The sequence below is a fragment of the Paenisporosarcina quisquiliarum genome (assembly GCF_027563315.1).
Classification (GTDB): domain Bacteria; phylum Bacillota; class Bacilli; order Bacillales_A; family Planococcaceae; genus Paenisporosarcina; species Paenisporosarcina quisquiliarum.
On record NZ_JAMKBJ010000001.1, the window covers coordinates 271446 to 293741 of the forward strand.

21 protein-coding genes are annotated in these 22296 nt (G+C 37.7%); 15 read left to right on the top strand and 6 right to left on the bottom strand.

Translation table 11 applies throughout. From position 1 onward, the window contains the following. The first annotated feature begins 106 nt into the window (after window positions 1-106). A complete protein-coding gene (locus M9R32_RS01355) occupies window positions 107-3721 on the top strand; it encodes a dynamin family protein (protein WP_269924939.1) in 3615 nt (1204 codons plus the stop codon). Window positions 3722-3725: 4 nt separating this feature from the next. Then, complete coding sequence (locus M9R32_RS01360; protein ID WP_269924940.1) at window positions 3726-4544, top strand: sulfurtransferase; 819 nt, start codon at window positions 3726-3728, stop codon at window positions 4542-4544. Between the two features lie 55 nt (window positions 4545-4599). On the opposite strand, the gene M9R32_RS01365 is transcribed toward M9R32_RS01360, so the two are convergent. Further along, entirely contained in the window at window positions 4600-4824 is a 225-nt protein-coding gene (locus tag M9R32_RS01365) for a DUF2187 family protein (protein WP_016427358.1), read from the bottom strand. A 209-nt stretch (window positions 4825-5033) separates the two neighbouring features. Here M9R32_RS01365 and M9R32_RS01370 point away from each other — a divergent pair, with 209 nt between their 5' ends. Continuing rightward, window positions 5034-6479 (top strand): DEAD/DEAH box helicase, encoded by a 1446-nt coding sequence (locus tag M9R32_RS01370; protein WP_269924941.1) that lies wholly within the window; start codon window positions 5034-5036, stop codon window positions 6477-6479. Between the two features lie 590 nt (window positions 6480-7069). On the opposite strand, the gene M9R32_RS01375 is transcribed toward M9R32_RS01370, so the two are convergent. Further along, window positions 7070-7969: a diacylglycerol/lipid kinase family protein gene (locus tag M9R32_RS01375; RefSeq protein ID WP_269924942.1), complete on the bottom strand. Its 900-nt coding sequence runs from the start codon at window positions 7967-7969 to the stop codon at window positions 7070-7072. Window positions 7970-8047: 78 nt separating this feature from the next. Between M9R32_RS01375 and M9R32_RS01380 the strand changes: the two genes are divergently transcribed. The 6 genes from M9R32_RS01380 (at window position 8048) to M9R32_RS01405 (ending at window position 13586) form a co-directional block, all read left to right on the top strand. After that, the gene (locus tag M9R32_RS01380; protein WP_269924943.1) at window positions 8048-8503 is read left to right on the top strand and encodes an SRPBCC family protein; all 456 of its coding nucleotides are present in this window, start codon (window positions 8048-8050) and stop codon (window positions 8501-8503) included. Between the two features lie 133 nt (window positions 8504-8636). Continuing rightward, window positions 8637-10802: an ATP-dependent helicase gene (locus M9R32_RS01385; protein WP_269924944.1), complete on the top strand. Its 2166-nt coding sequence runs from the start codon at window positions 8637-8639 to the stop codon at window positions 10800-10802. Between the two features lie 56 nt (window positions 10803-10858). Further along, window positions 10859-11791, top strand: coding sequence for a hypothetical protein (locus tag M9R32_RS01390; RefSeq protein ID WP_269925112.1), 933 nt, complete (start codon window positions 10859-10861; stop codon window positions 11789-11791). Between the two features lie 64 nt (window positions 11792-11855). After that, on the top strand, window positions 11856-12308 hold the full coding sequence (locus tag M9R32_RS01395) for an SRPBCC family protein (RefSeq protein ID WP_269924945.1): 453 nt from the start codon (window positions 11856-11858) through the stop codon (window positions 12306-12308). A 57-nt stretch (window positions 12309-12365) separates the two neighbouring features. After that, the gene (gene coaW, locus M9R32_RS01400) at window positions 12366-13196 is read left to right on the top strand and encodes a type II pantothenate kinase (protein ID WP_269924946.1); all 831 of its coding nucleotides are present in this window, start codon (window positions 12366-12368) and stop codon (window positions 13194-13196) included. A 189-nt stretch (window positions 13197-13385) separates the two neighbouring features. After that, window positions 13386-13586 carry a cold-shock protein gene (locus M9R32_RS01405; RefSeq protein ID WP_016427350.1) on the top strand — a complete coding sequence of 67 codons (201 nt, stop codon included), beginning with the start codon at window positions 13386-13388 and terminating at the stop codon, window positions 13584-13586. A gap of 123 nt (window positions 13587-13709) precedes the next feature. Here M9R32_RS01405 and M9R32_RS01410 read toward each other — a convergent pair whose 3' ends face one another. Next, entirely contained in the window at window positions 13710-14105 is a 396-nt protein-coding gene (locus M9R32_RS01410) for a reverse transcriptase-like protein (RefSeq protein WP_269924947.1), read from the bottom strand. Window positions 14106-14117: 12 nt separating this feature from the next. Continuing rightward, window positions 14118-14801 (bottom strand): queuosine precursor transporter, encoded by a 684-nt coding sequence (locus M9R32_RS01415; RefSeq protein WP_269924948.1) that lies wholly within the window; start codon window positions 14799-14801, stop codon window positions 14118-14120. Between the two features lie 192 nt (window positions 14802-14993). On the opposite strand from M9R32_RS01415, the gene M9R32_RS01420 reads away from it, so the two are divergent. Beyond that, window positions 14994-15185: a zinc-finger domain-containing protein gene (locus M9R32_RS01420; protein ID WP_269924949.1), complete on the top strand. Its 192-nt coding sequence runs from the start codon at window positions 14994-14996 to the stop codon at window positions 15183-15185. A gap of 47 nt (window positions 15186-15232) precedes the next feature. On the opposite strand, the gene M9R32_RS01425 is transcribed toward M9R32_RS01420, so the two are convergent. Beyond that, a complete protein-coding gene (locus M9R32_RS01425) occupies window positions 15233-15436 on the bottom strand; it encodes a cold-shock protein (protein ID WP_269924950.1) in 204 nt (67 codons plus the stop codon). 206 nt (window positions 15437-15642) lie between these two features. On the opposite strand from M9R32_RS01425, the gene M9R32_RS01430 reads away from it, so the two are divergent. The 3 genes from M9R32_RS01430 to M9R32_RS01440 are packed head-to-tail and all read left to right on the top strand — an operon-like array spanning window position 15643 to window position 19303. Next, a complete protein-coding gene (locus tag M9R32_RS01430; protein WP_269924951.1) occupies window positions 15643-16278 on the top strand; it encodes an HD domain-containing protein in 636 nt (211 codons plus the stop codon). Then, complete coding sequence (locus M9R32_RS01435) at window positions 16275-18158, top strand: ABC-F family ATP-binding cassette domain-containing protein (RefSeq protein ID WP_269924952.1); 1884 nt, start codon at window positions 16275-16277, stop codon at window positions 18156-18158. Before M9R32_RS01430 ends, M9R32_RS01435 begins: the two co-directional genes overlap by 4 nt. 26 nt (window positions 18159-18184) lie before the next feature. Beyond that, a complete protein-coding gene (locus tag M9R32_RS01440; RefSeq protein WP_269924953.1) occupies window positions 18185-19303 on the top strand; it encodes a virulence factor in 1119 nt (372 codons plus the stop codon). 155 nt (window positions 19304-19458) lie between these two features. Here M9R32_RS01440 and mraY read toward each other — a convergent pair whose 3' ends face one another. Then, the gene (mraY, locus tag M9R32_RS01445) at window positions 19459-20415 is read right to left on the bottom strand and encodes a phospho-N-acetylmuramoyl-pentapeptide-transferase (RefSeq protein ID WP_269924954.1); all 957 of its coding nucleotides are present in this window, start codon (window positions 20413-20415) and stop codon (window positions 19459-19461) included. A gap of 465 nt (window positions 20416-20880) precedes the next feature. Between mraY and M9R32_RS01450 the strand changes: the two genes are divergently transcribed. Both M9R32_RS01450 and M9R32_RS01455 read left to right on the top strand, forming a co-directional pair. Beyond that, a complete protein-coding gene (locus M9R32_RS01450) occupies window positions 20881-21318 on the top strand; it encodes a BrxA/BrxB family bacilliredoxin (RefSeq protein WP_269924955.1) in 438 nt (145 codons plus the stop codon). After that, entirely contained in the window at window positions 21315-22109 is a 795-nt protein-coding gene (locus M9R32_RS01455) for a class I SAM-dependent methyltransferase (protein WP_269924956.1), read from the top strand. Before M9R32_RS01450 ends, M9R32_RS01455 begins: the two co-directional genes overlap by 4 nt. The last annotated feature ends 187 nt before the right edge of the window (window positions 22110-22296 follow it).

A 22296-nucleotide genomic window follows, 5' to 3' on the forward strand; every position in this document is an offset into this window, starting at 1 on the left:
TTAAAGGTTGCTTCATTTATTTAAAAACCTTTCATTCCGACAGGATACGTCATATTTAAACATGATATGATAGATATAGTTTTTTGATAAAGGAGTTCAACTAAGAATGCAATCATTTGATGACCAAATAAATCACTTACTAAAAGAAACGGCACGAGCCTATACATTATTTAAAAAAGTGGACGATGTGGAACGAATAAATAAAGCGACTTTATTTGCTCAAAAATTAATGGACCGAGAGTTTACAATCGGATTCGCTGGACACTTTTCTGCAGGTAAGTCTAGTATGATTAATGCTTTGACTGGTGAGCAGCTTCTGCCATCCAGTCCGATACCGACAAGTGCCAATATCGTGAAAATACATAAAGCTAAAAATGATTTTGCGATTGTATATATGCAAGATCAACAACCTGTCAAATTTACTGGAGATTATGATTTTGCAACAGTTAAAGAATTTTGTAAGGATGGGGATGCAGTTTCCCAAATCGAGATAGGCCATGAATCTTCAGTTTTGCCTGAAGGAATTACCGTTATGGATACACCAGGAGTTGACTCCACAGATGATGCACACCGCATGTCGACAGAATCATCTTTACACTTGGCAGATATTGTTTTCTATATGATGGACTATAATCACGTCCAATCGGAGCTGAACTTTGGGTTTACAAAACAACTGATGAAATATAACGACAATGTCTATTTAATTGTTAATCAGATAGACAAACACCGTGAAAATGAATTAACGTTTACGCAATTTAAAGAGTCTGTCCATGATTCCTTTAAAGCATGGGGTGTCATTCCTAAAGAAATCTTTTTTACATCGTTAAAGGAAACTGATCACCCTCACAACGACTTAAATGAAGTCCGGGAGATCGTTTTAGACAGTATGAACAACTGGCAAGACCAATTAGTGAAGTCTTCAACAAATACATTAATGAAATTACATGATGAACATATTGAATATTTATTGGTAGAAATAGAAGAGTGTCAGTCAACTTTCGCTAACGTATTATCTAATGACGAGTGGGAACAGAAAGAAGAAATGAAATTAACGGCAGCACACTATCAAAAACAGGCCAATTTACTTTCATCTTCAGCTTGGAAAGAAACGTTCGAATCTAATCGTAAGAATTTGCTTGATAATGCTGCAATGATGCCTTATGAGTTACGAGATAAATTAAAATCGTATTTGGAATCGAAACAGGAAAATTTCAAAGTTGGATTATTCTTCAGTGGAAAGAAAACAGAAGAAGAAAGAAATTTACGCGGACAGCTGGTCGAGAAAGAGTATGATACCGTTATTCAGTCTCAAATTTCAGGGCATATGCGTTCATTGATGAAACAGTCTTTAAAAGATGTTGGCTTACTAAGTGATGAACAATCACTGGCCATTGATCAAATGGAGTTCCATCCACCTCTAAAAATAATTGATGAACAAATTCAAAAAGGGTCATTGGTTACTGCAGATTCAGTGTTGAATTTTGCAAATCGAGTTACTGATACGACGAAAAAGTGGTTTATTCAACAAACGGATGACTGGAAAAACATCCAAGCAAAAGTCATTGATGACTTACCGGAAGATAGTTTTGGTTTAGCGGATTCTAAATCTCGTGCCTACCAAGAAAAATTATTGGCCATTGAAACACTCGAACAAATGCACAATCAGCTTGAAGCTTTTACAAAAGAATGGGACAACCCTTCAAGAAACGTAACCAGTCTTTCTACTGAGCTAGTTAAGACATGGACGAAAAACCATGAGTTAGCGGAACAACAAATGATCCCATTCGAATCATCGATGATTGTCGAAAAAGACAAGCAAGAAGAAGTGATAGAACCATTGGCTGAAAAACCTGAATCATCAGGAGTCGAAGTGACTGATACGCTGACACGTGCGAAGTACATTGCAAACCAGATTGAACATATACAAGGCTTCTCTGAAGTTGCAAGGTACCTGCAAACAAAATCTCAACGTCTAGAGAAACAGGACTTTACCATTGCTTTGTTCGGTGCATTCAGTGCAGGAAAATCGTCTTTCTCAAACGCATTGATGGGCGCAGATGTTTTACCGGTTTCCCCGAACCCAACAACAGCTGCTATCAACAAGATTCGTCCAATCACTAAAGATCATCCGCACGAAACGGCTGATGTTAAACTGAAAACGAAGGTCCAATTTTTTGAAGATGTGGCTTCTTCATTCGAAGCTATCGGAATCATTGTAGGTTCTTTAGATGAAGCCTATAAAAAGGCGAATGACATAGAAGGGATAACTTTAGAAAACGAAGGACTGCAAGTACACAAAGCTTTCATTCGTGCTTTTAAAGAAGGATATTCTAACTTCAAGGACAACTTGGGAGAGACGTTGCGCGTCAATCGCACGGAATTTGAAGCGTTCGTTGCTCAAGAAAACAAAAGCTGTTTCGTGGATACCATTGATTTTTACTACGATTGTCCCTTAACACGAATGGGTGTTACGCTCGTTGATACTCCTGGTGCAGACTCCATTAATGCACGACATACTGGGGTGGCCTTCGAATATATCAGAAATGCAGATGCAATACTCTTCATTACTTACTATAATCATGCATTTGCACGCGCGGACAGAGAATTTTTGATTCAATTGGGTCGTGTGAAAGATGCATTTGAATTAGATAAAATGTTCTTTATCGTCAATGCGATTGACTTGGCTTCAAGTGAAGAGGAAGCAAATGACGTCAAGAATTATGTAACGAGCGAATTACAACGATTCGGTATACGCTTCCCACGTGTATATGGTGTTTCGAGTCTTCAAGCATTGAAGGAAAAAGAAGAGTCGATTTCATTGAATTCCGGCATGGAACTGTTTGAACAATCTTTCCAACAATTTTTATCAGAAGATTTAAAAGCGATGGCTGTCCAAGCCCTTTCTGAAGAAACGGAAAAAACAGTTGCCCGATTAGCTTCATTAATCGAACAAACAGAAGTGAATTTATCCAGAAAAGAAGAGCGATTACAGGAACTACGTCTGTTGGAACAAAAAATCCGTCAACGTTTTACAAGTTCAGCTGCAGGAGTCATCACAAAGAATGCCTATCAGGAACTGGACGAACTGCTTTACTATGTTTTACAACGTGTCTATTACAGATACCCTGATTTCTTTAAAGAATCTTATAATCCTTCAGTTTTTGCGAACAGATCTTCAGCTGAAGCACTTGATTTCGCTTTGAAAGAAACGCTGTCTATGCTAAGTTTTGATTTTGAGCAGGAAATGAGGGTAACGAATTTCCGTTTGAATCAATGGATTGGAAAAGCATTACAACAGCGACAAAAAGATGAAATGCACGAACTTAAAGAAAGCAACAACAGTTTTTCATTTATGCCTTATGAAATTGCGGAGGCAAAGCTGCTTGATTTTGATGGACCATTTGAAGATCCGACCGTCTACTCACATGTAAAATCGCATTATAAAAATAATAAATCGTTCTTTGAGAAAAATGAAAAAGAGAAGCTGAGAGATGCATTGCAAGATGCAACAAAACCAGAGGCGGAGCAATATTTAAATGCTCAAAATGTACGCATGAGAGATTGGGCAAGAGGTGTGATTGATTTGGAAGCTGAAGGATTAAGACAGCATTTACTTCATGAGTCATTGCAACAACTTGATTCCGAGAGAGCTGCAATGCAAGAGGGCTCTCGCCTGGATGAGTGGAAAGCGGTATATAATAATTTATCTGAAGGGGATTGAGCTGATGGGTAAAGTATGGAAGTCTGCAGAAGAGCTAAAGAATTCAAATGTGCGATGGATTGATACTCGATTTTCACTACAAGATCCTCATGCCGGTAAGCAACTATATGATCACGGTCATATAGCGGGTGCCGTTTATTTGGATCTTGAGAAAGATTTATCAGATATGAGTAAAACGAGTGGACGTCATCCACTTCCTGATAAAATACAGCTGCAACATCTTTTCGAATCTCGAGGTTTAAAGTATTCCGACCATATTGTGATTTATGACCAAGGTGGTATGCCATTTGCACCTCGAGCCTATTGGATTTTTTGCTATGCTGGATTTGCACAAGTTACGTTGGTGAAGGAAGGCTATGAGGAATTGATCAAGCTGGGATTTGAAGTTTCGACTAAAACTCCATCTTACCCGACTTCGATATTGCACCTAAAATGGAATGAAGACATTTTTTCCGATCGTCAGCAAGTAAAAGAAATATCGGAAACTTCACAAGGTGTGCTTCTCGATGCCCGTTCAGCTGAAAGATATGCAGGAATACATGAACCGATTGATCACGTAGCAGGTCACATTCCGTCTGCACGAAATTTGGACTGGGAACAATTAAAAGAAAATAATCGTTTTAAAGAAATTGCGGAAGTCTTGCCAAACTTAGAAGCAGTTGTTAAACAAGATGAAGAGATTACGGTTTATTGCGGAAGTGGTGTAACTGCTGCTCCCGTATTTGCCATTCTAAAAGAAGCGGGCTATCCGAAAGTGAAATTATATGTAGGTAGTTACAGTGACTGGATTACAGCTTATCAAGTGGATAACAAATTGACTTAACTTCACATAAAAAGACAAAAAAAACGAAGAGCATTTAGCTCTTCGTTTTTTTGTCTTATGAGAATACTTTATAATTTTTATGTGATACTACTGTTAATGTTGATGCGGCACCAATTTTTTTTGCGTCTTCTTGAGAAATTTCAACGATGCATGAATTTTCAAGGATTTTGAAAATTGCCCCTTCAACTTCTACATCACGACGAACGAATGTGATTTTTTCACGAATTCTTCGTGCTTGTACAAATTCGGATACTTCTTTTTCATGTTTTTGGAACGTCATCTGAATTCCCCATTTCTATAACACTGATGTCATATCGACTACATTCAGCTCGAAACGAGTCGAATGAGTCTCATGAGATTTTGTCGTATTATGAAGTTAATATGTTTCTATTATAACATAGTTTTCTGTTTTAATCTATCACGCCCGATTCATTGGTATACTGAAGATACAAAGAAGAGTGTAAAACTCTTAAATAAAGGGAGATTTTAATGACAAACACACATTTTAAAGATTTTGGTATTTCAGACGACATAATTCGCGCACTTGAAGGATTGGGATTTACATCACCGACTGAAGTGCAATCGAAAGTGATTCCTACTGCGTTGGCAAAGCGAGATGTCTCAGTAAAATCACAAACAGGAAGCGGTAAAACAGCTGCATTTGGTATCCCTATCTGTGAGTTGGTGGACTGGGATGAAAACAAACCACAAGCTTTAGTATTAACACCCACACGCGAATTAGCCATGCAAGTTTCGCAAGATATCATGAGTTTTGGTCGTTTTAAGCGAATTAAAGCAACTGCGATTTATGGAAAACAGCCGTTTGCTTTCCAACGTACAGAGTTAAAACAAAAATCGCATGTCGTTGTAGGAACTCCAGGTCGAGTGATGGATCACATTGAACGCCACACACTGGATTTAAGCAAGGTTGAAATACTGGTCATTGATGAAGCAGACGAAATGTTGAGCATGGGCTTTATTGAATTGGTTGAATCCATTATCAGTCACTTGCCTAAAAAAAGATTAACCATGTTGTTCTCAGCAACACTTCCTAAAGATGTGGAGAAACTGTGCCATAAATATATGGACAATCCTTTGGACATTGAAATTGAAAAGACAGAAAATGTGAACCAACAAATTGACCATTCAGTATATATCGTAAAAGAAGCAGAGAAATTCGCCTTGTTAAAAGACATTACAATGGTTGAAAATCCAGACAGCTGTATCATCTTTTGCCGTACAAAAGATAATGTCGATCAACTGGTGGACTTATTGGATGACGAAGGGTATACAGTCGATAAAATTCATGGTGGGATGGAACAAAATGAGCGTTTCGATGTAATGAATGATTTTAAACGTGGAGATTTCCGTTATTTAATTGCAACCGATGTTGCGGCTCGTGGAATTGATATTGACCGTATTACCCATGTGATCAATTATGATATGCCATTAGAAAATGAAAGCTATGTTCACCGTACAGGTAGAACAGGGAGAGCAGGGGAAGTCGGAAAAGCGATTACACTTGTTACACCGTATGAGAATCGTTTCCTTGCATCGGTTGAAAAGTATATCGGCTTTGATATTCCGGTGAAAGATGCTCCTTCAAAAGAACGAGTAGTGAAAGCAAAGGCTGCCTTTAAACAAAAAATGAATGAACAACCTGAAATCAAGGTCGATAAAAAAGAACAGTTAAATGAAGATATTACAAAACTGTACTTTAACGGTGGTAAGAAAAAGAAAATCCGTGCTGTGGACTTTGTCGGAACCATTGCAAAATTGGATGGAATGACTGCACAAGATATCGGCATTATTACGATCCAAGACAATGTTTCTTATGTGGAAATATTGAATGGTAAAGGACCTCTAGTATTGAAGCAAATGAGAAACACGACGATTAAAGGAAAACTTCTAAAAGTTCATATCGCCAATAAATAATGAGATAATATTATTATGTAAACAAAATAACAAAAAAACACAGCTTCCTAATTAGGGAAGCTGTGTTTTTTTGAAGACATGAGAATATTAATTTAATATATCGGTATAAAAATCTATGTTTCCTACTTGTACTCTATAAAAAGAGAAGGTGGACGCCTATTTCTTTCGCTTTCCGCGGACGAAACGCAAGCCTCCTCAACTCAGCTGTCTCGGACAGCTGAGTTGCGGGGTCTAGCTAGTTCCGTTTTTTCCGCAGGAGTCTTCAGAAATAGCCGACCACTTTCCTACTTTAATAATTTTTTCAAAAGAAACGCTGACAGAGAGCGTTCTGTTGATTGGAGTGCAGGCGCGCGAAAACATGCTGCTCCTGCGGTTACTCGTCGCAAAAAAGATTGCTCCTGCGATTACTCGTCGCAAAGATATTGGCCATTAGACCAATATCTTTCCTGCGGGAACAGCACGAGCCGAAGACCCTGCAGCGAGCGGAGCGAGTGAAGCGGCTAAGGCCGTGCCCGCGGAAAGCAAGCGCCGGAATGGAAATCAACATTTTCTTCCTTTGCCACAGCCGCCTAATTATAGCAGCTGTGTTTTTAATTGGTGTCGGCTGGTACTAAAAACCGAATGGCTTTTGGCTTTACAGTAATTTCGACAGGTGTTTGTAAATAAATTTCTCCATCCATATCCACATTTTTCGGTTCATCTGTTTGAATCACAATGTGTTTACCGGTATAGTGTGTCACGTTCATCAAATCGTCTGGCATAACGTCCGGTTGAGACAAAGAGAACCATTCGCGTATGGCTGTCATTGTTGACGATTGAATGAGGACCACATCCAATTGGCCATCCGAAGGGTCAATGATGTCTAGAGGGAAGCGATGGGTTCCAATTGATTTCCCATTCATAACAAGCAACATGACAGCTTCTTCCTTATAAGTAATACCATCAATCTCTAAATGAATAGGAAAAGGTTCACTTTGTTTGAACGATTGGAACGCACTCATGAAATAACTTAGCTTACCATATTTCCCTTTGAGATCAGGATTAATATTTTCTGATGCCTCCGCAATTAACCCAATTCCTGCAAAGTTCATGAAGAGCCCTTCATTAATTTGTGCTAAATCTACATCTCGGATGACTCCATTCACAATTTCCTCTGCCGCTTCTTTAAGAAATGGTGGAATGCCTAGGGTACGGGCAAAATCATTGCAGGTGCCTCCAGGAAGCAAACCGATGATGGGGAAATTCTCGATTCTTTCCAATACTTGAACAGCTGTGTGCAGCGTGCCATCTCCACCCATCAAAAATAAAACATCTGCATACGAAGCGTCCATGCATGCTTGTTTAAATTCTTCAGGAGATAAAGTCTGAACGATTGTTAGTTTATGACAATGAGTCGCGATGACTGGCACTACATTTGCTAGTGCTTGCTCTGCAGAGTCCTGCCCAGCTTGTCCATTAAATAATAGAACGCCATGTTTGAAACGGGGCATCTTTTCACCTTCTCATGAAGTATAATATTACTAAAATCAATTGAATTTACTATAACATACTTACTGGGAGTGATAGAATTGTCAAACCAAAAATTTGTTTATACCACGTATATCCGCACCAATCCGGATCGACTTTGGCAAGCACTGACTACTAGTGAAGATACTGAACTATATTTCTTTAACAGTAAAGTTCAGTCCACTTGGCAAGTTGGAGAAAATATCACTTTTTTTAGAGACTCTAAACTGGATGTAACGGGTGACTTGCTAGAACTTGAGCAGTGTAAAAAGTTATCCTATACATGGACATCCCCAGAAGATCCAACTTTGCGCAATGAGCCTACGGTCGTTACATTTTTAATTAAAGAACTCGAAGAAACAGTGAAACTAACATTGATTCATTCAAACTTGGTGGAGAGCGACATTGTGGATGATTCGGATACGTTTTGGGGGCTTAACAATGGATGGCCAGCTATTTTGAGCAACTTGAAAAGTTACCTCGAATCAGGAAATACACTAAAGGCAATTCACGCTTAATAGAGATATCACACAGTTTAAGAGGAAATTATCAACATTAGCCTCAGAATAAGTGTTCTGTTATACTCAAAAATATGTAAAATCGTTGTCTTCCACAAGATAGCGATTTTTTGTTTTGAAAAGGAGTTTTCGTATGTCATCGTTTTTTGAAAAACAAGCAAAATTACATAACGTTCATTTAAATAAAGTGCAGCAAAAAGCAGTATGTCAAACCGATGGGCCATTGCTGTTATTGGCATGCCCTGGTTCAGGTAAAACAACCACATTGATTATGCGAATCGGATATTTAATTGAAGAAAAAGGCTTCGAAGCGAAACGAATAAAAGCTATTACATTCAGTCGTGCATCAGCGAACGACATGAAAACGCGCTTTGAGCAGTTTTTCCCTTCATTAAATCAACCTGCTTTTTCAACCATCCATAGTTTGGCATTTTCTATAACTTCGCGTTATTTAAAAAGTCGTGGGATTGCTTTCACCTTAATAGAAGGAACACCAAATACTAATGCGCCGATGAAATCACAAATACTGAAGGATTTATATAAACAATTACTGAAAGAAGATTGTTCTGACGACCAACTGCAAGAGATGGTTCAATTCATTAGTTTCATTAAAAACAAAATGATTCCTCAGACCAAATGGAAAGACGAAGAACTGCCAAATCCGGAAGCTGTGAAAATTACGATACAATACGAAGCAATTAAAACCCAAAACCCTGCACATATTTGGCTGGATTTTGATGATTTACTGGTTCTTGCGTATGAAGCTTTAACTTACGATGAAAACATAATGGCAAGTTTCTCAAATCTATATGATTATGTGTTAACTGATGAAAGTCAGGATACATCAAGAATTCAACATGCAATCGTAGAAAAGCTGGTTACAAGTCATCAAAACTTATGTGTCGTTGCAGATGATGATCAGACGATCTATTCTTGGAGAGCTGCTGATCCTGCCTATTTATTAAAATTCAAGGACACGTATCCAAAAGCCAAAATCTTGAAAATGGAACAAAACTATCGTTCATCTTCCAGCATCGTTTCGGTTGCGAATCAATTTATAAAAAGGAATAAAAGCAGATACAAAAAAGAAATGTTTACGGAAAATGGACCGTCTCTAGATATTGCATTAAAACAACTTCATGATGATCAGGCCCAAATGAGGTATGTGATTTATGGTCTACTTGACTTAAAGGAAACGGGCAGTGCTGCCATTCTATTTCGAAACAATGCGAGTGCTATTTTATATATAAGTGAATTGGAAAGAAGAGGCATTCCCTTTTACATGAAGGATGTCGATCAGCGATTTTTTTCACATTGGGTAGTCGAAGATATCTTGAATTTCATGAGATTAAGTTTTAATTTAGAGCGGAAAGATATTTTTCTTAAAATAGCACGTAAGTTCAATCTATATTTATCAAATGATCAAATACGGAAATTTGAACGTGTCGAAGATACAGGTAATGTTTTTCAGCTCCTATCTCGACATGTACCTTTAAAGGATTATCAAGTGCAATCGTTGCAAAACTATGCAAACGTTTATGAAAAAATGAAAAATTCCCGACCGAAGAGCGTCATCCGTTTGATAAAAGAACAACTAGGCTATGAACAAGTCTTAAACAACAGAGCTGAAAAATTCGGATTCCGCATAGAAGTGTTAATGGATATGATCCGGACGCTAGAACAAATCGCTGAACCTTTCACGACGATGGAGGCATTTGCTAAGCGTTTAAAAGAATTGGATGAACTTACGCAAAAAGCAAAGAAAACAAAAGATCCAAACGCAGTTACGCTATCTACGTTTCACAGTGCTAAAGGATTGGAATTCGATCATGTTTATATGATTGATTGTCATAATGGTACGATTCCATCAGATGAAGATCTGCGGGACAACGATAAGCTTGAGGAAGCTCGACGTTTATTTTATGTTGGCATGACAAGAGCACGGAAGCATCTAGAATTGTTAACGTATGCCGAGAAAGATGGGAAAGAGAAAGTGGAGTCACGATTTATCAGCGAAGTAAGGGGCATACTCCTGAAAAATGCAAAACAACTCGAAACCTTAAAAGAACAATCAGAGCCCGAAAATCCGAATACCATCCGCAAAGTGAGCGAAATGAAAGTCGGAATAGAAATAGTCCATAAAAAATTTGGCGTCGGTCACATCGTTCAAATCAAACTAGACCGACTTGTTCTGCAATTCGGTGAAACTTCTAAAGAATTGGTAACTCAAACAATCTTAGACAATGGTTTGATTGCGAAAAATCTTCCATTGGTTCAACAAGGCTTGATTGTTAAGTGAATGTTACACGAACGTCATGAAAGATTGGTAGTATAGGTAGGAATCTATAGAGGTTGGTGGTTTTTTTGAGTAAACGAATTAATTTAAGTCAAGGCAAACTGGAAAAATGGGAAGAGGCATTCGTCCCAGAGAAAGATGTATTTTTTCTAAGAGACCAAGATCTCCATTTACTGAAAGAATTCGGCATGAACTGTTTATTGTTCTCCAAAGAAGAATTTATGAAACACCCGACATATAAAGCGGTATCATATGGGAGCAGTTATACGTACTGGACATTATCTCAAGATATATCCACAGTTGTCGTACTGCCACACCGTGTCTTTCCATCATTAAACCAATCGGTTAGAACAGCGATATTAAAAATCCAGCAACAAGTAGGAAGAGGACTTGTATTTGAAGCCCGTTATTTCGAAGGCATTCTCAGAGAGCCTGCTAAAACCCTATTGGCTCCTTACGAATTTGTTTCGAATGATCGTGTTTATATTGCTATCCAAAAAGAAGTTTGGAATCAATTGCCAAAATCATTAAAATCGGATTTATTGAACCGGATAGCTTTTGATTATGATACGCCCGGAATATTTGATCCCTATGTTCCCACTGAAAGTGTAACAAGTACGTATGTAAACACTTATCCAAATTCGCACGGCGCAAATTGCTTATCTTCCACGTTATTTGCTGCAGCATCCATACAGGCAGGCTACACCCTTGATTGGATTATCAAGGAATGGGTTCATCCGACCACTTTTATAAATGGACTTACACAATTGGGATACAAAGAAGTTCCGTTGTCCATGGATGCCATTTTCCCACACGATATTCTTGTGTGGAAAGATGAAAAGAATCAAATCGTTCATGCAAGCTTCCACATTGATAAAAACTACTTTTTCAATAAGAATGGGCAAGTATTTTTCAATCCTTGGAAAACAGTCCACATGAGAGAGCTGGAAGAACAATGGAGTGCTTACAAAATACATGTGTATCGAAAATAAGAGGTTGTCTAAAAGTGGAATATTCTCTAAACTGAAAGTATGAAGTTTGAGAGGAAGTGTCCACTTGAAACAATGGACGAAATCGATAGTGATTGAAGCACCGATTGAGACTGTGTGGCAGTATTTGGACGGAGATTTGGAAAAAATGCAACAAATTATGCCAAACGTAGTAAGCAATACACCCGTACAGATAACAGAAGAAGTTGTTGGCAGTGTCTTCCGTCAAGAATACCGCGAAGGCAAGAGGGTGGAAGCTTATGATGTACACGTGACTGAGTACAAAAATACCCCTACTGAAAAACACATGAAAGTTGCATTTACTCTGGCAAAATTATTTGATATAACCGCAAAATACGAAGTAGAATCACTGACTGATGCTAAAACGAAATTTGTTTACACAGCTACAAACAAACCGCTAAAATGGTTTATTAAACTGTTCTTGGTTTTTGCAAATGACAAAGTGGTTGTAAAATTTGTAGAACGAGTGAAACAGGTTGCAGAAAGTAATCGCGCATAACAATTTTGAGCGTCGCACGAAAGCGACGCTTTTTCATGTGTTTAAAGGAGAATAGATATGGTACAAGCAATTGGAATAGATGTCGGTGGTACGTTAACTAAAATCGCCTACTTTGAAGATGACCAACAGTTGAAATTGTTACATTTCCCTTCAGCTGACTTACAAAAAGTAAGTGACTGGATTGCTTCTTTTAAAGAAGATATTCAAATTGGTTTAACTGGGGGACGTGCAGAACAATTAAAAACTTTTTTAAGGTCACATAAAAATCTCCATTACTTAGTTGAATTCGACGCAACCATTGCTGGTGTCAAATATCAGCTGAAAAAGGATGGTCAAAATTTTGCCGAGGGCGTCATTACCAATATTGGCACAGGTACCTCCATTCACTCGCTGAAAGGGGATGCTCACGTTCGAATTGCTGGAACTGGTATTGGTGGAGGTACGTTACTGGGAATGTCAGCGTTAATGACTGGCATTTTTGAGTTTGAGCAAATTGTACAGCTTTCGGCAAGTGGCAGCCGTTCTGAGGTGGACATGTTAGTTAGTGATATTTATTACGGGAATAAAACGCCGATTGATGGTGGGTTGACTGCAAGTAATTTTGGGGACGCAGGTTTAAGACCACTTCTGGAACGATCTAAAGAAGATATTTTAGCTACTGTTCAAGGTCTGGTAGGAGAAGTGATTTCAACTTTGAGCATCCAGTGTGCCGATGCTGAAAAAATGGAACATATTGTGTACATTGGGTCGACTTTAGCTGAAAACGAACCACTTCAAAAGATTATTGGAAGCTATACAAAACGTAAAAACCGCACACCTGTTTTTCTGAAGGATAATGGATACAGTGGCGCGATAGGTGCTCTTTTAAGCAAATATGATGGAAACTGAAACGTGATTAAAAACTGATTTTTATAAAAATACATCAACATTTCATTTGCATTACCCTGGGTTTCATGTTACATTAATAGAGGATTATTTTTGTTCGGATATGAGTAAGACTTGTAAGAGATTTTATCTCCACGATTTGAGCAAGGATAGTAACACAATGTGTACTTAGTACACGAGGAGGAAACACACATGGAACAAGGTAAAGTAAAATGGTTTAACTCAGAAAAAGGTTTTGGATTCATCGAACGTGACGGCGGAGACGATGTATTCGTACATTTCAGCGCTATCCAAAGCGAAGGTTTCAAATCTCTTGACGAAGGTCAAGAAGTTACTTTTGAAATCGAGCAAGGACAACGTGGCCTACAAGCTACTAACGTAAACAAAGCTTAATTTTAAGAACAACCTATAAACAGATTCTCTTCGGAGAATCTGTTTTTTTGTGCATTTATGTCATGAAGATATTCCCATGAAGACTTCTTATAAAACAAAAAAAGACTCATTAGCGGTAAACGCTTATGAGTCCTTTTGATTGAGAATGGCTTTCCGTGCTAATTGATCGGCAGTAAGATTAGAGTTGTCGGGAACCCATTTAATAAAGAAAAAATCAAATGTATCGGCAATTTCAAGTGCCTTATCAAGTAAGTCTTTATAAACAGGATTTTTAGCGTATCTTTTTTCTACGGCAGCAACGACAATCTGTGAATCTGATCTGACGGAAATCAATTCTTTTGAAAGTTTCTGTGCTTCTTCAAGTCCTCGTAATAAGGCAATGAACTCTGTCGTATGATTATCATAAATCCCTACGTATTCAGAAAAACGTAGTTGATGACCTTCGCCTTTGATAAAAATTCCGATACCGCTCGGGCCTGGATTCCCTGCGCTTGCTCCATCAATATACACTTCAAGCATGAAAACAACTCCTTATTTTTCATCCACCGGTGTCATTCGCTTGGCGATATATCCAAATGGTGTACCAAGGATCGACACGAGGAACTTCAATACATAAGTAGAGATAAAGACACTTAACCAAACGTCTGTCGGATAAACTCCCCAGAATGCAATGGAAGTGAAAATCAGGGTATCAAGTAATTGGCTGAGCATTGTTGATCCATTGTTACGAATCCAAAATGCGCCATCCGACGGAAACAGCTTACGCAAGAAGCTGAATATAAGTACATCAGTGTATTGACTGACGAGATAGGCAATCATACTACCAAGCGCGATTCGAGGAATCAATCCAAAGATTGTGGATAGGGATTCCTGTGCAAAATCGTCAGCAGCTGGTTGGAACAAGAGCACCATTTGCATGATGACCGTCATCATTAAAAGAGATATAAAACCTAACCATACCGCTTTTTTAGCTTCTTTTTTTCCGTATTTTTCGTTCAATATATCAGTGACTAGAAAAATACTGCCATAAATCGCATTTCCAAGTGTAGCCGTCAGACCGAAAATTTCAATTAGCTTTGTTACTTGTATATTTGCCAAAACAGTAGCAAATCCAACCCAGACGAATAAGCCAGTTCTGCCAAAAAATTTATACAAGATCAACACGAATAGCATGTTGACTATTGCAAATCCTAAGCCAAGCATTTCATTAAACATAAAAATCCTCCTGTAGTTTTGATAACGCGGGATGTTTACGAACCGCGAAAAAACGTGTTGTTTTCCAACTTGACTATTATAATGTCAGTTGCAAGCAAATGCAACGAGGGTGTAAGATAAAGTAGCACTTTCTTAAGTTAAGGATTGAAAAGCAACGACGTGTTTCAATTGTAATGAAAGGATGAAGCAATTTTGAACAAAATGACAGTTATCAGTGAAATTGATGATTTGCTTGAGACTTATTGCGACGGTTGCTTCATTAAAAGAGAACTTAAACTGAACGGTGGTAAAACGATGGCGCACCGTTTTTGTATAAATAGTTGTACCGTTGGTGACCAATTGCAATTTTTGGGGCAAGAGCTCAACAAAGTAAAAATGAAATAATAAACAAGATAAAACCCACCAATCGATTGATTGGTGGGTCAACTTTATTATGTAATCAAAAAGACATTTGCGGCTTGTGGACCTCGGTTGCCGTCTATTATTTCAAAGGAGACAACTTGACCTTCATCTAACGTTCGGAACCCATCACCTTGGATTCCAGTAAAATGGACGAACACATCTTCACCATCATTGTATTCAATAAAGCCGTAACCTTTTTCATTGTTGAACCATTTTACTTTGCCTTGGTGCATGAACGTTCCTCCTCATAATATTCGAGTGAAATGTCAATTTCCAGAACCGCATATAACAAAATATTCTGCGAATGGATGGCTATACTATACATGAATTGTCGAAAGTAGTCAATTCTCTGTCAATTCACTCTGTTGCGATTTTAGTTGCATCTATGCAATGATACTATTAGTGAACTTTATTTGTCCGTTAAGGAAGGAAGATCTAATTGAATACGATTGAAAAGTGCGAACTACTAGTAAAAGATATTTACAATCGATTTGACGCAAGTCATGATTTTCAACATATTGAACGCGTAAGAAAAAACGCACAAATCATCAGTCAGGAAGAAGGCGCAGTTCGTACTGATTTAATAGAACTTGCTGTACTTCTCCATGATGTCAGTGATGTAAAATACAGTGGCAGTGAAGGTAAAGCTAAAGAAAATGCCATTCTGGATGAACTTGGTTTACCATTAAGTGATCGCCAAAAAATTGTAGAGATTATCGAATCGGTATCGTTCAGTGGTGGACATGAGAAAGAAGCCAAAACAATTGAAGCCAAGATTGTTCGTGATGCGGATCGACTGGATGCAATCGGTGCGGTGGGAATTGCCAGAACGTTTGCCTATGGCGGAGCTAAGGGTAGAAAGTTGTACGATTGGTCTGAAGCAGCAAGAATGAACATGTCCGAATCAGAATACCGATCGCAAAAAACATCTTCCGTGACGCACTTTTACGAGAAATTACTCTTATTAAAAGATTTAATGGTAACCGAAACAGGAAAAAAATTAGCGTTACAGCGTCATGAATTTATGTTGGCATTTATTGACCAGCTGAAAATAGAAACGAGTGAAGAAAAATGAGTCATTTAATAGTTTCAAATTTAACAAAGACAGTAGGAGAAAAGACATTATTTGAAAACATTGATTTTACAATTTATGCTGGTGAACGAGCAGGGTTAATTGGTGTCAATGGAACAGGAAAGTCAACCTTCCTATCAATCATTTCAAAACAAATTGAGGCAGACAGTTTATCTATGGACCATCCAAATCAATACCGTATTGCTTTTTTAGAGCAAGATCCTCAGTTTGATGATGATTTAACCGTACTTCAAGCTGTCTTTAGTGGAGATTCACCTGCTTTAGTAACGAATCGAAAGTATGAAGATGCTTTAAATAAATTAAGTGAAGATTCCTCTTCTGTTGAATATCAAGATGCGTACATGGAAATCCAATCTCAAATGGATTTAAATAATGCTTGGGATATTAATTCGATGGCTAAGACAGCATTACAAAACCTTGGTATAGATATGTTTGACCGTAAAGTGAATGAACTTTCTGGCGGACAACTTAAACGTGTTGCATTAGCTAAAGTGTTAGTGGAACCAGCAGATTTAATATTACTAGATGAGCCAACAAACCATCTCGATGTTCAATCTTCAAAATGGTTGCAAGAAAGTTTAGCGCGTCTATCAAGTGCAATTATTTTCGTAACCCATGATCGCTACTTTTTAGATGGAGTATCTACACATATCTATGAAATTGCTGACCAAACCATGTATACACATCGTGGAAATTATGGAGATTATTTAGAAGCAAGAGCTATTCGTGAAGATATGGCTGCGTCTTCTCAGTTAAAACTACAAAACCGTTTCCGTTCAGAGTTGAAATGGATTCGTCGTGGAGCCAAGGCAAGAACAACAAAACAAAAAGCTCGTATCCAACGGTTTGATAAATTGGATGAGCAAATGGAACGCCACAATGACAACACATCTTTAGAAATGAATCTAGCTACAACTCGTTTAGGGAAGAAAGTACTTGAAGGAATTAATCTATCAAAAGCATATGAAAACAAACAAATCATTAAAGATTTTTCTTTCCTATTACAGCCTGGTGATCGCATTGGTATTGTCGGACCGAATGGTGCTGGTAAGAGTACGCTAATTAATATGTTAGCAGAGAAAATACTGCCTGATAGTGGAGAATTGAGTGTTGGACAAACCGTTAAAATTGCTCATTTTGAGCAAACGATACCTCCAATGAATCCAAATACGCGTATGATTGAATATGTCCGAGAATCTTCAAATGATATTGAAGGTTCCGATGGAGTAAGGCATTCTGCTGCCCAAATGCTAGAACGATTCTTGTTTCCACTTAAAGTTCACGGAACTCCAATTGGGAAATTGTCAGGTGGAGAACGCAAAAGACTTCATTTGCTTAAACTTCTAATGGAACAACCAAACGTTTTGCTACTGGATGAGCCAACAAATGATTTGGATATTCAAACATTATCAGTGCTGGAAGATTTCATCGAACAATTCCCCGGGGTTGTAATTACAATTTCTCATGATCGCTTTTTCCTTGATCGAATCGCGAAAAAGTTATGGGTTCTTGATGGAAAAGGAAATACACGAGAAGTACAAGAGATTTATTCTGACTTCCTTGAACAAGCACCAGAAATTCTGGTTGAACCAGTAGTTATTGTTGAACAACAACCAGAACCAGTTAAAACGAAAGAACCAAAGAAAAAATTATCTTTTAAAGAGCAAAAAGAATGGGAAACCATTGAATCAGATATTGAAAAAATAGAAGAGGCAATCATCGTTGCGGAAAAAGAAGTAGAATCTGCTGGTGCAGACTTTGAAAAATTGCAAAAAGCAACGAACCAACTAGAAGCATTAAATGAGCAATATAATCACTTAATTGAACGATGGGGTTACCTGCAAGAAATTATTGGGTCTTAATACTATCCAAGTAGGGGGCGTTTTCCGTGAAAATACTTACAATTGAACCGACACCAAGTCCGAATACCATGAAAGTAATCGTAGACCATGAACTTCCTTTTGGAAAAAGCTTTAATTATAAAAAGGATGAAAGTTCAGAGGCACCTAATGAAATCGTCTCCATTTTAAATATACCTGGCGTTAAAGGAATCTATCATGTTGCGGATTTTTTAGCAATTGAACGATTGGCTAAAAATGACTGGGAACAAATATTAGCTGAAGTACGAAACGTATTTGGCGAAAATGACCAAGCCATTTCAAATGGAGTCCAAGTGGACGAGCACTTCGGGGAAGTCTATGTACATGTACAACAAATCAAAGGAATTCCGCTACAAGTAAAAGTTTTTGACCAAACTTCTGAAGAACGAATCGGATTATCTCCCCGGTTTGTAGAAGCCATGAATGCAAGCATGCAAGATCAGGATGAAAATTATATTTTGCAACGTAAATGGGCAGATTTCGGTGTTCGTTATGGTGAGAAAAAAGAAATAGCAGCTCAGATTAAAGAAGAAATCGAAGCTACTTATCCGGAGGCTCGTCTGAGTCAGTTGGTTGAAGCAGCGAAGAGTCCAAAAAATGAAGGTATTGCTCGTGGTCGAAAAATAAGTCTCGAAGAATTCCAAGTTGATGCATGGGAAGAACGATTCCAATTGCTCGATCAAATGGCAGACCCATCTGTCGAAGACTTGCCATTACTGGCCAAAGCATTGGAAGATGAACAAATGTCCATTCGCAGGTTAGCAACCGTTTATCTAGGTATGATTGATAACGAAGAAGTCATTCCTTATATGGAAAAGGCGTTACATGATAAAAGTCCATCAGTTAGACGGACAGCAGGGGATTGCATGAGCGATCTTGGCTTCCCCCAATTTGAAAACGCGATGCAACATGCATTAGCTGATAAAAACAAACTTGTCCGCTGGCGCGCGGCAATGTTCTTATATGAGACAGGAACTGAAAGTTCTTTACCTGCTCTTCATCAAGCAAAAGAAGATCCTGAATTTGAAGTGAAGCTCCAAGTCAATATGGCGATTGCCCGTATCGAGCAAGGCGAAGAAGCAAAAGGCTCTGTCTGGAAACAAATGACGGAAGCGAGAAATCAGTAGATTTTATATATAAGTTTATAAAAAATGTTAGCATGTGTGATTCGTATCACATTTGCTAACATTTTTTGCTTAACCCATTCAATTGAATAGTCTATTTTTGGTCCGACATCATTGAGCTAGCTTAGTGAACGAAATTGGGATGATTATAACTTAATTTAAGGATTTAGAAAAAATCTCCAATAAGCTAAACAGATAAAAACACAAAACCAAGAAAAAAATCCAAAAAACGTGACAATTGTATTTTCAGACCACTTATATTTTAAGCCAAAGTGATAGTGAATCGGTGTCATTTCGAAAATACGCTTACGAGTTAGTTTAAATGACGAAACTTGCAAAATAACCGAAAGTACTTCAGCAAAATATATAAAGAACAAAATGGGAATTAAGATTTCAACTTTCTCCAGAACAGCAAGAAATGATAGCGATCCCCCTATAGCCAATGAGCCCGTATCCCCCATAAAAGCTTTGGCAGGATATATATTATAAATGAGAAAGCCCAGTAAACATCCGATCATAATTAAACTAAAAATTTGCACCTCTGCTCTTTCTGAAACCATAAAAAAGAAAAAGTATGTAGGGATTGCAACAACTCCTAAAAGACCGTCTAATCCATCCGTGAAGTTAATGGCATTTGCAGATCCTACGACAAATAATGTGATGACAAAAATATATAACACCATTGGAAGCTCCAAGGAAATATTTTTATAAATATTAATACTGGTGTCTACGCCCATTTCGTTGATCATGTAAAAAAGCAAAGTACCTGTAAAAATAAATTGGAAAATAAGTTTGGTCTTACCTGATACCCCTTCTGGATCTTGACGAGAAGCTTTCCAAAAATCGTCCAAAAACCCAATAAAACTAAAAAGAATGTAGGTAATAGACAAAAAATACATTAATGGAGTAGGAGAAATAAAAATTGATACTATAATTCCTACAAACAGAATAATTCCAAACATTAACGGAGTGCCTTTTTTTAACTGATGATTTGAAGGAAGTTCTTTTCTTATCGGTTGAATGAGGTTAAGTTGTCTCAAAACAGCTATTAATAGTGGAGATAAAAGTGAAACAACTACAAAAGAAATTAATGCTGGAACTATTTGATTAATCACTTTTCATTTACTCCTTTTCTCTTTACTATCCATAATAAGTTCTATAAAACGCTTTCATCTCCTCTATTCCATACTACTCAATATACTAATATGTATAAAAATCAGGTTTAATAGTGACTAAATTAATACTATGTAAATGTATATTCGAAATGCACGCTTTATAGAAATGAGTTTTGAGAAAGGAATATGTATTAGGGAGATATAAATGAATATTACTATGAAGATGTGTAAAGAGTCCCAGTAGGCTTGTTTTTTTCATGTTAGTCACCTCATTATTCACTTTATGTAATTAAAGGTGTCTCATACATGTTCGAAAATTTGAATAGAAATGCCCAGCATGGAATTATTGAAAAATAACATGTAAAAAATATTGAAGAAGTGAAATCTATTGAAATACACGTTATGATAAAGAATGAAAAAGATTATTGCCAAATAAAGCAATTAAAACCGAAAGAGGCGAAATAGATGAATGCATACGATGAGTACATGAAAGAAGTCGTTAAACCTATGAGAGCGGAACTAGTGAATGTTGGCTTTAAGGAATTGACGACAGCCGAAATGGTGAATGAACATATGGCGGAGGCTAATGGAACATCTTTAGTTGTAATTAATTCAGTTTGTGGATGTGCAGCTGGATTAGCACGACCTGCAGTTTCTGAAGCTTTGGCTGAAGTGCAAAATAAACCTGAACATCTTGTAACCGTTTTTGCAGGACAAGATCAGGAAGCGACATATCAAATGCGCGCTTATTTTGAAGAAGTGCCGCCAAGCTCACCATCCATTGCCATTGTTAAAGATGGTCAGTTAGCTTACTTCATTCCTCGTGAACAAATCGAAGGATTTCCGATGGAACAAATCAAAGATCATTTAGTTCAAGTATTGAACCAAGTTACGACTGCGTGAAAACGATAGTAACCACTGCCGGCAGGCCAACCGATTTGACGATACAGCTAGCAAAAAATGCTTCCAGTAAGTTGGGATTGCCTTATATTGACCGTCAGAAAAGAACCGTTACACAATTACAGCAACATTATCAAAGTGATGTGCTTGTAGCGGCTAAGAGTCGGTGGGAATATCACGGATTAAAGTCAACGGAACCATTCTTTTACCATCCGAGTTCCGCGATGTTCCGATTGAAACGAGTAGCTCGTGGTGAACATGATCCATTTCTAGATGTGTGTCAGCTGCAACCGGGGGACTCTTTCCTGGATTGTACACTTGGCTATGCGTCAGATAGCTTATTGGCCGCATATGCAGTATGTGAAACGGGTACAATACACGGATGTGAAGCAAACCCTGTTCTTGCATTTATTTTAAATGAAGCTTTTCATGAGGGCCGAACTGATCACATGGAATTTAAAACACTTATGAATCGTATTCAGATAATCTCTTCTGATGCTGTCACTTATCTAAAACAATTAGAAGATCAATCAGTTGATGTAGTTTATATGGATCCGATGTTCGAAACTTCAATAGAGGAGTCAGTTAATATCAGTCCATTACGGGCTTTGGGGATTCAGGATACTTTAAACGAAGAATGGGTCCACGAAGCGAAACGAGTTGCAAAAAAACGTGTTGTATTAAAAGCACATTATACTTCACCGTGGTTTGAAGAGTTTGATTTTAACCAGATCAAACGCCCAAATACAAAATTTCATTATGGATTCATAGAAAAAGCTGCCTTCAATAATTGAAGGCAGCTTTTCTTGTTTAGTCTGTAAAGTTTAAAGAAGTCAAGTACGCAAGCAAAAGTAATAAACCAATGCCGATCACTGTATGCATGTCCATAATAATTCCTCCTACTTAAAAAAACGAAGCTCTTTCTACATTTTTATTGTACAATGAATACTAGAAAGATGAAACCTTTTCGTGCTTGAATTC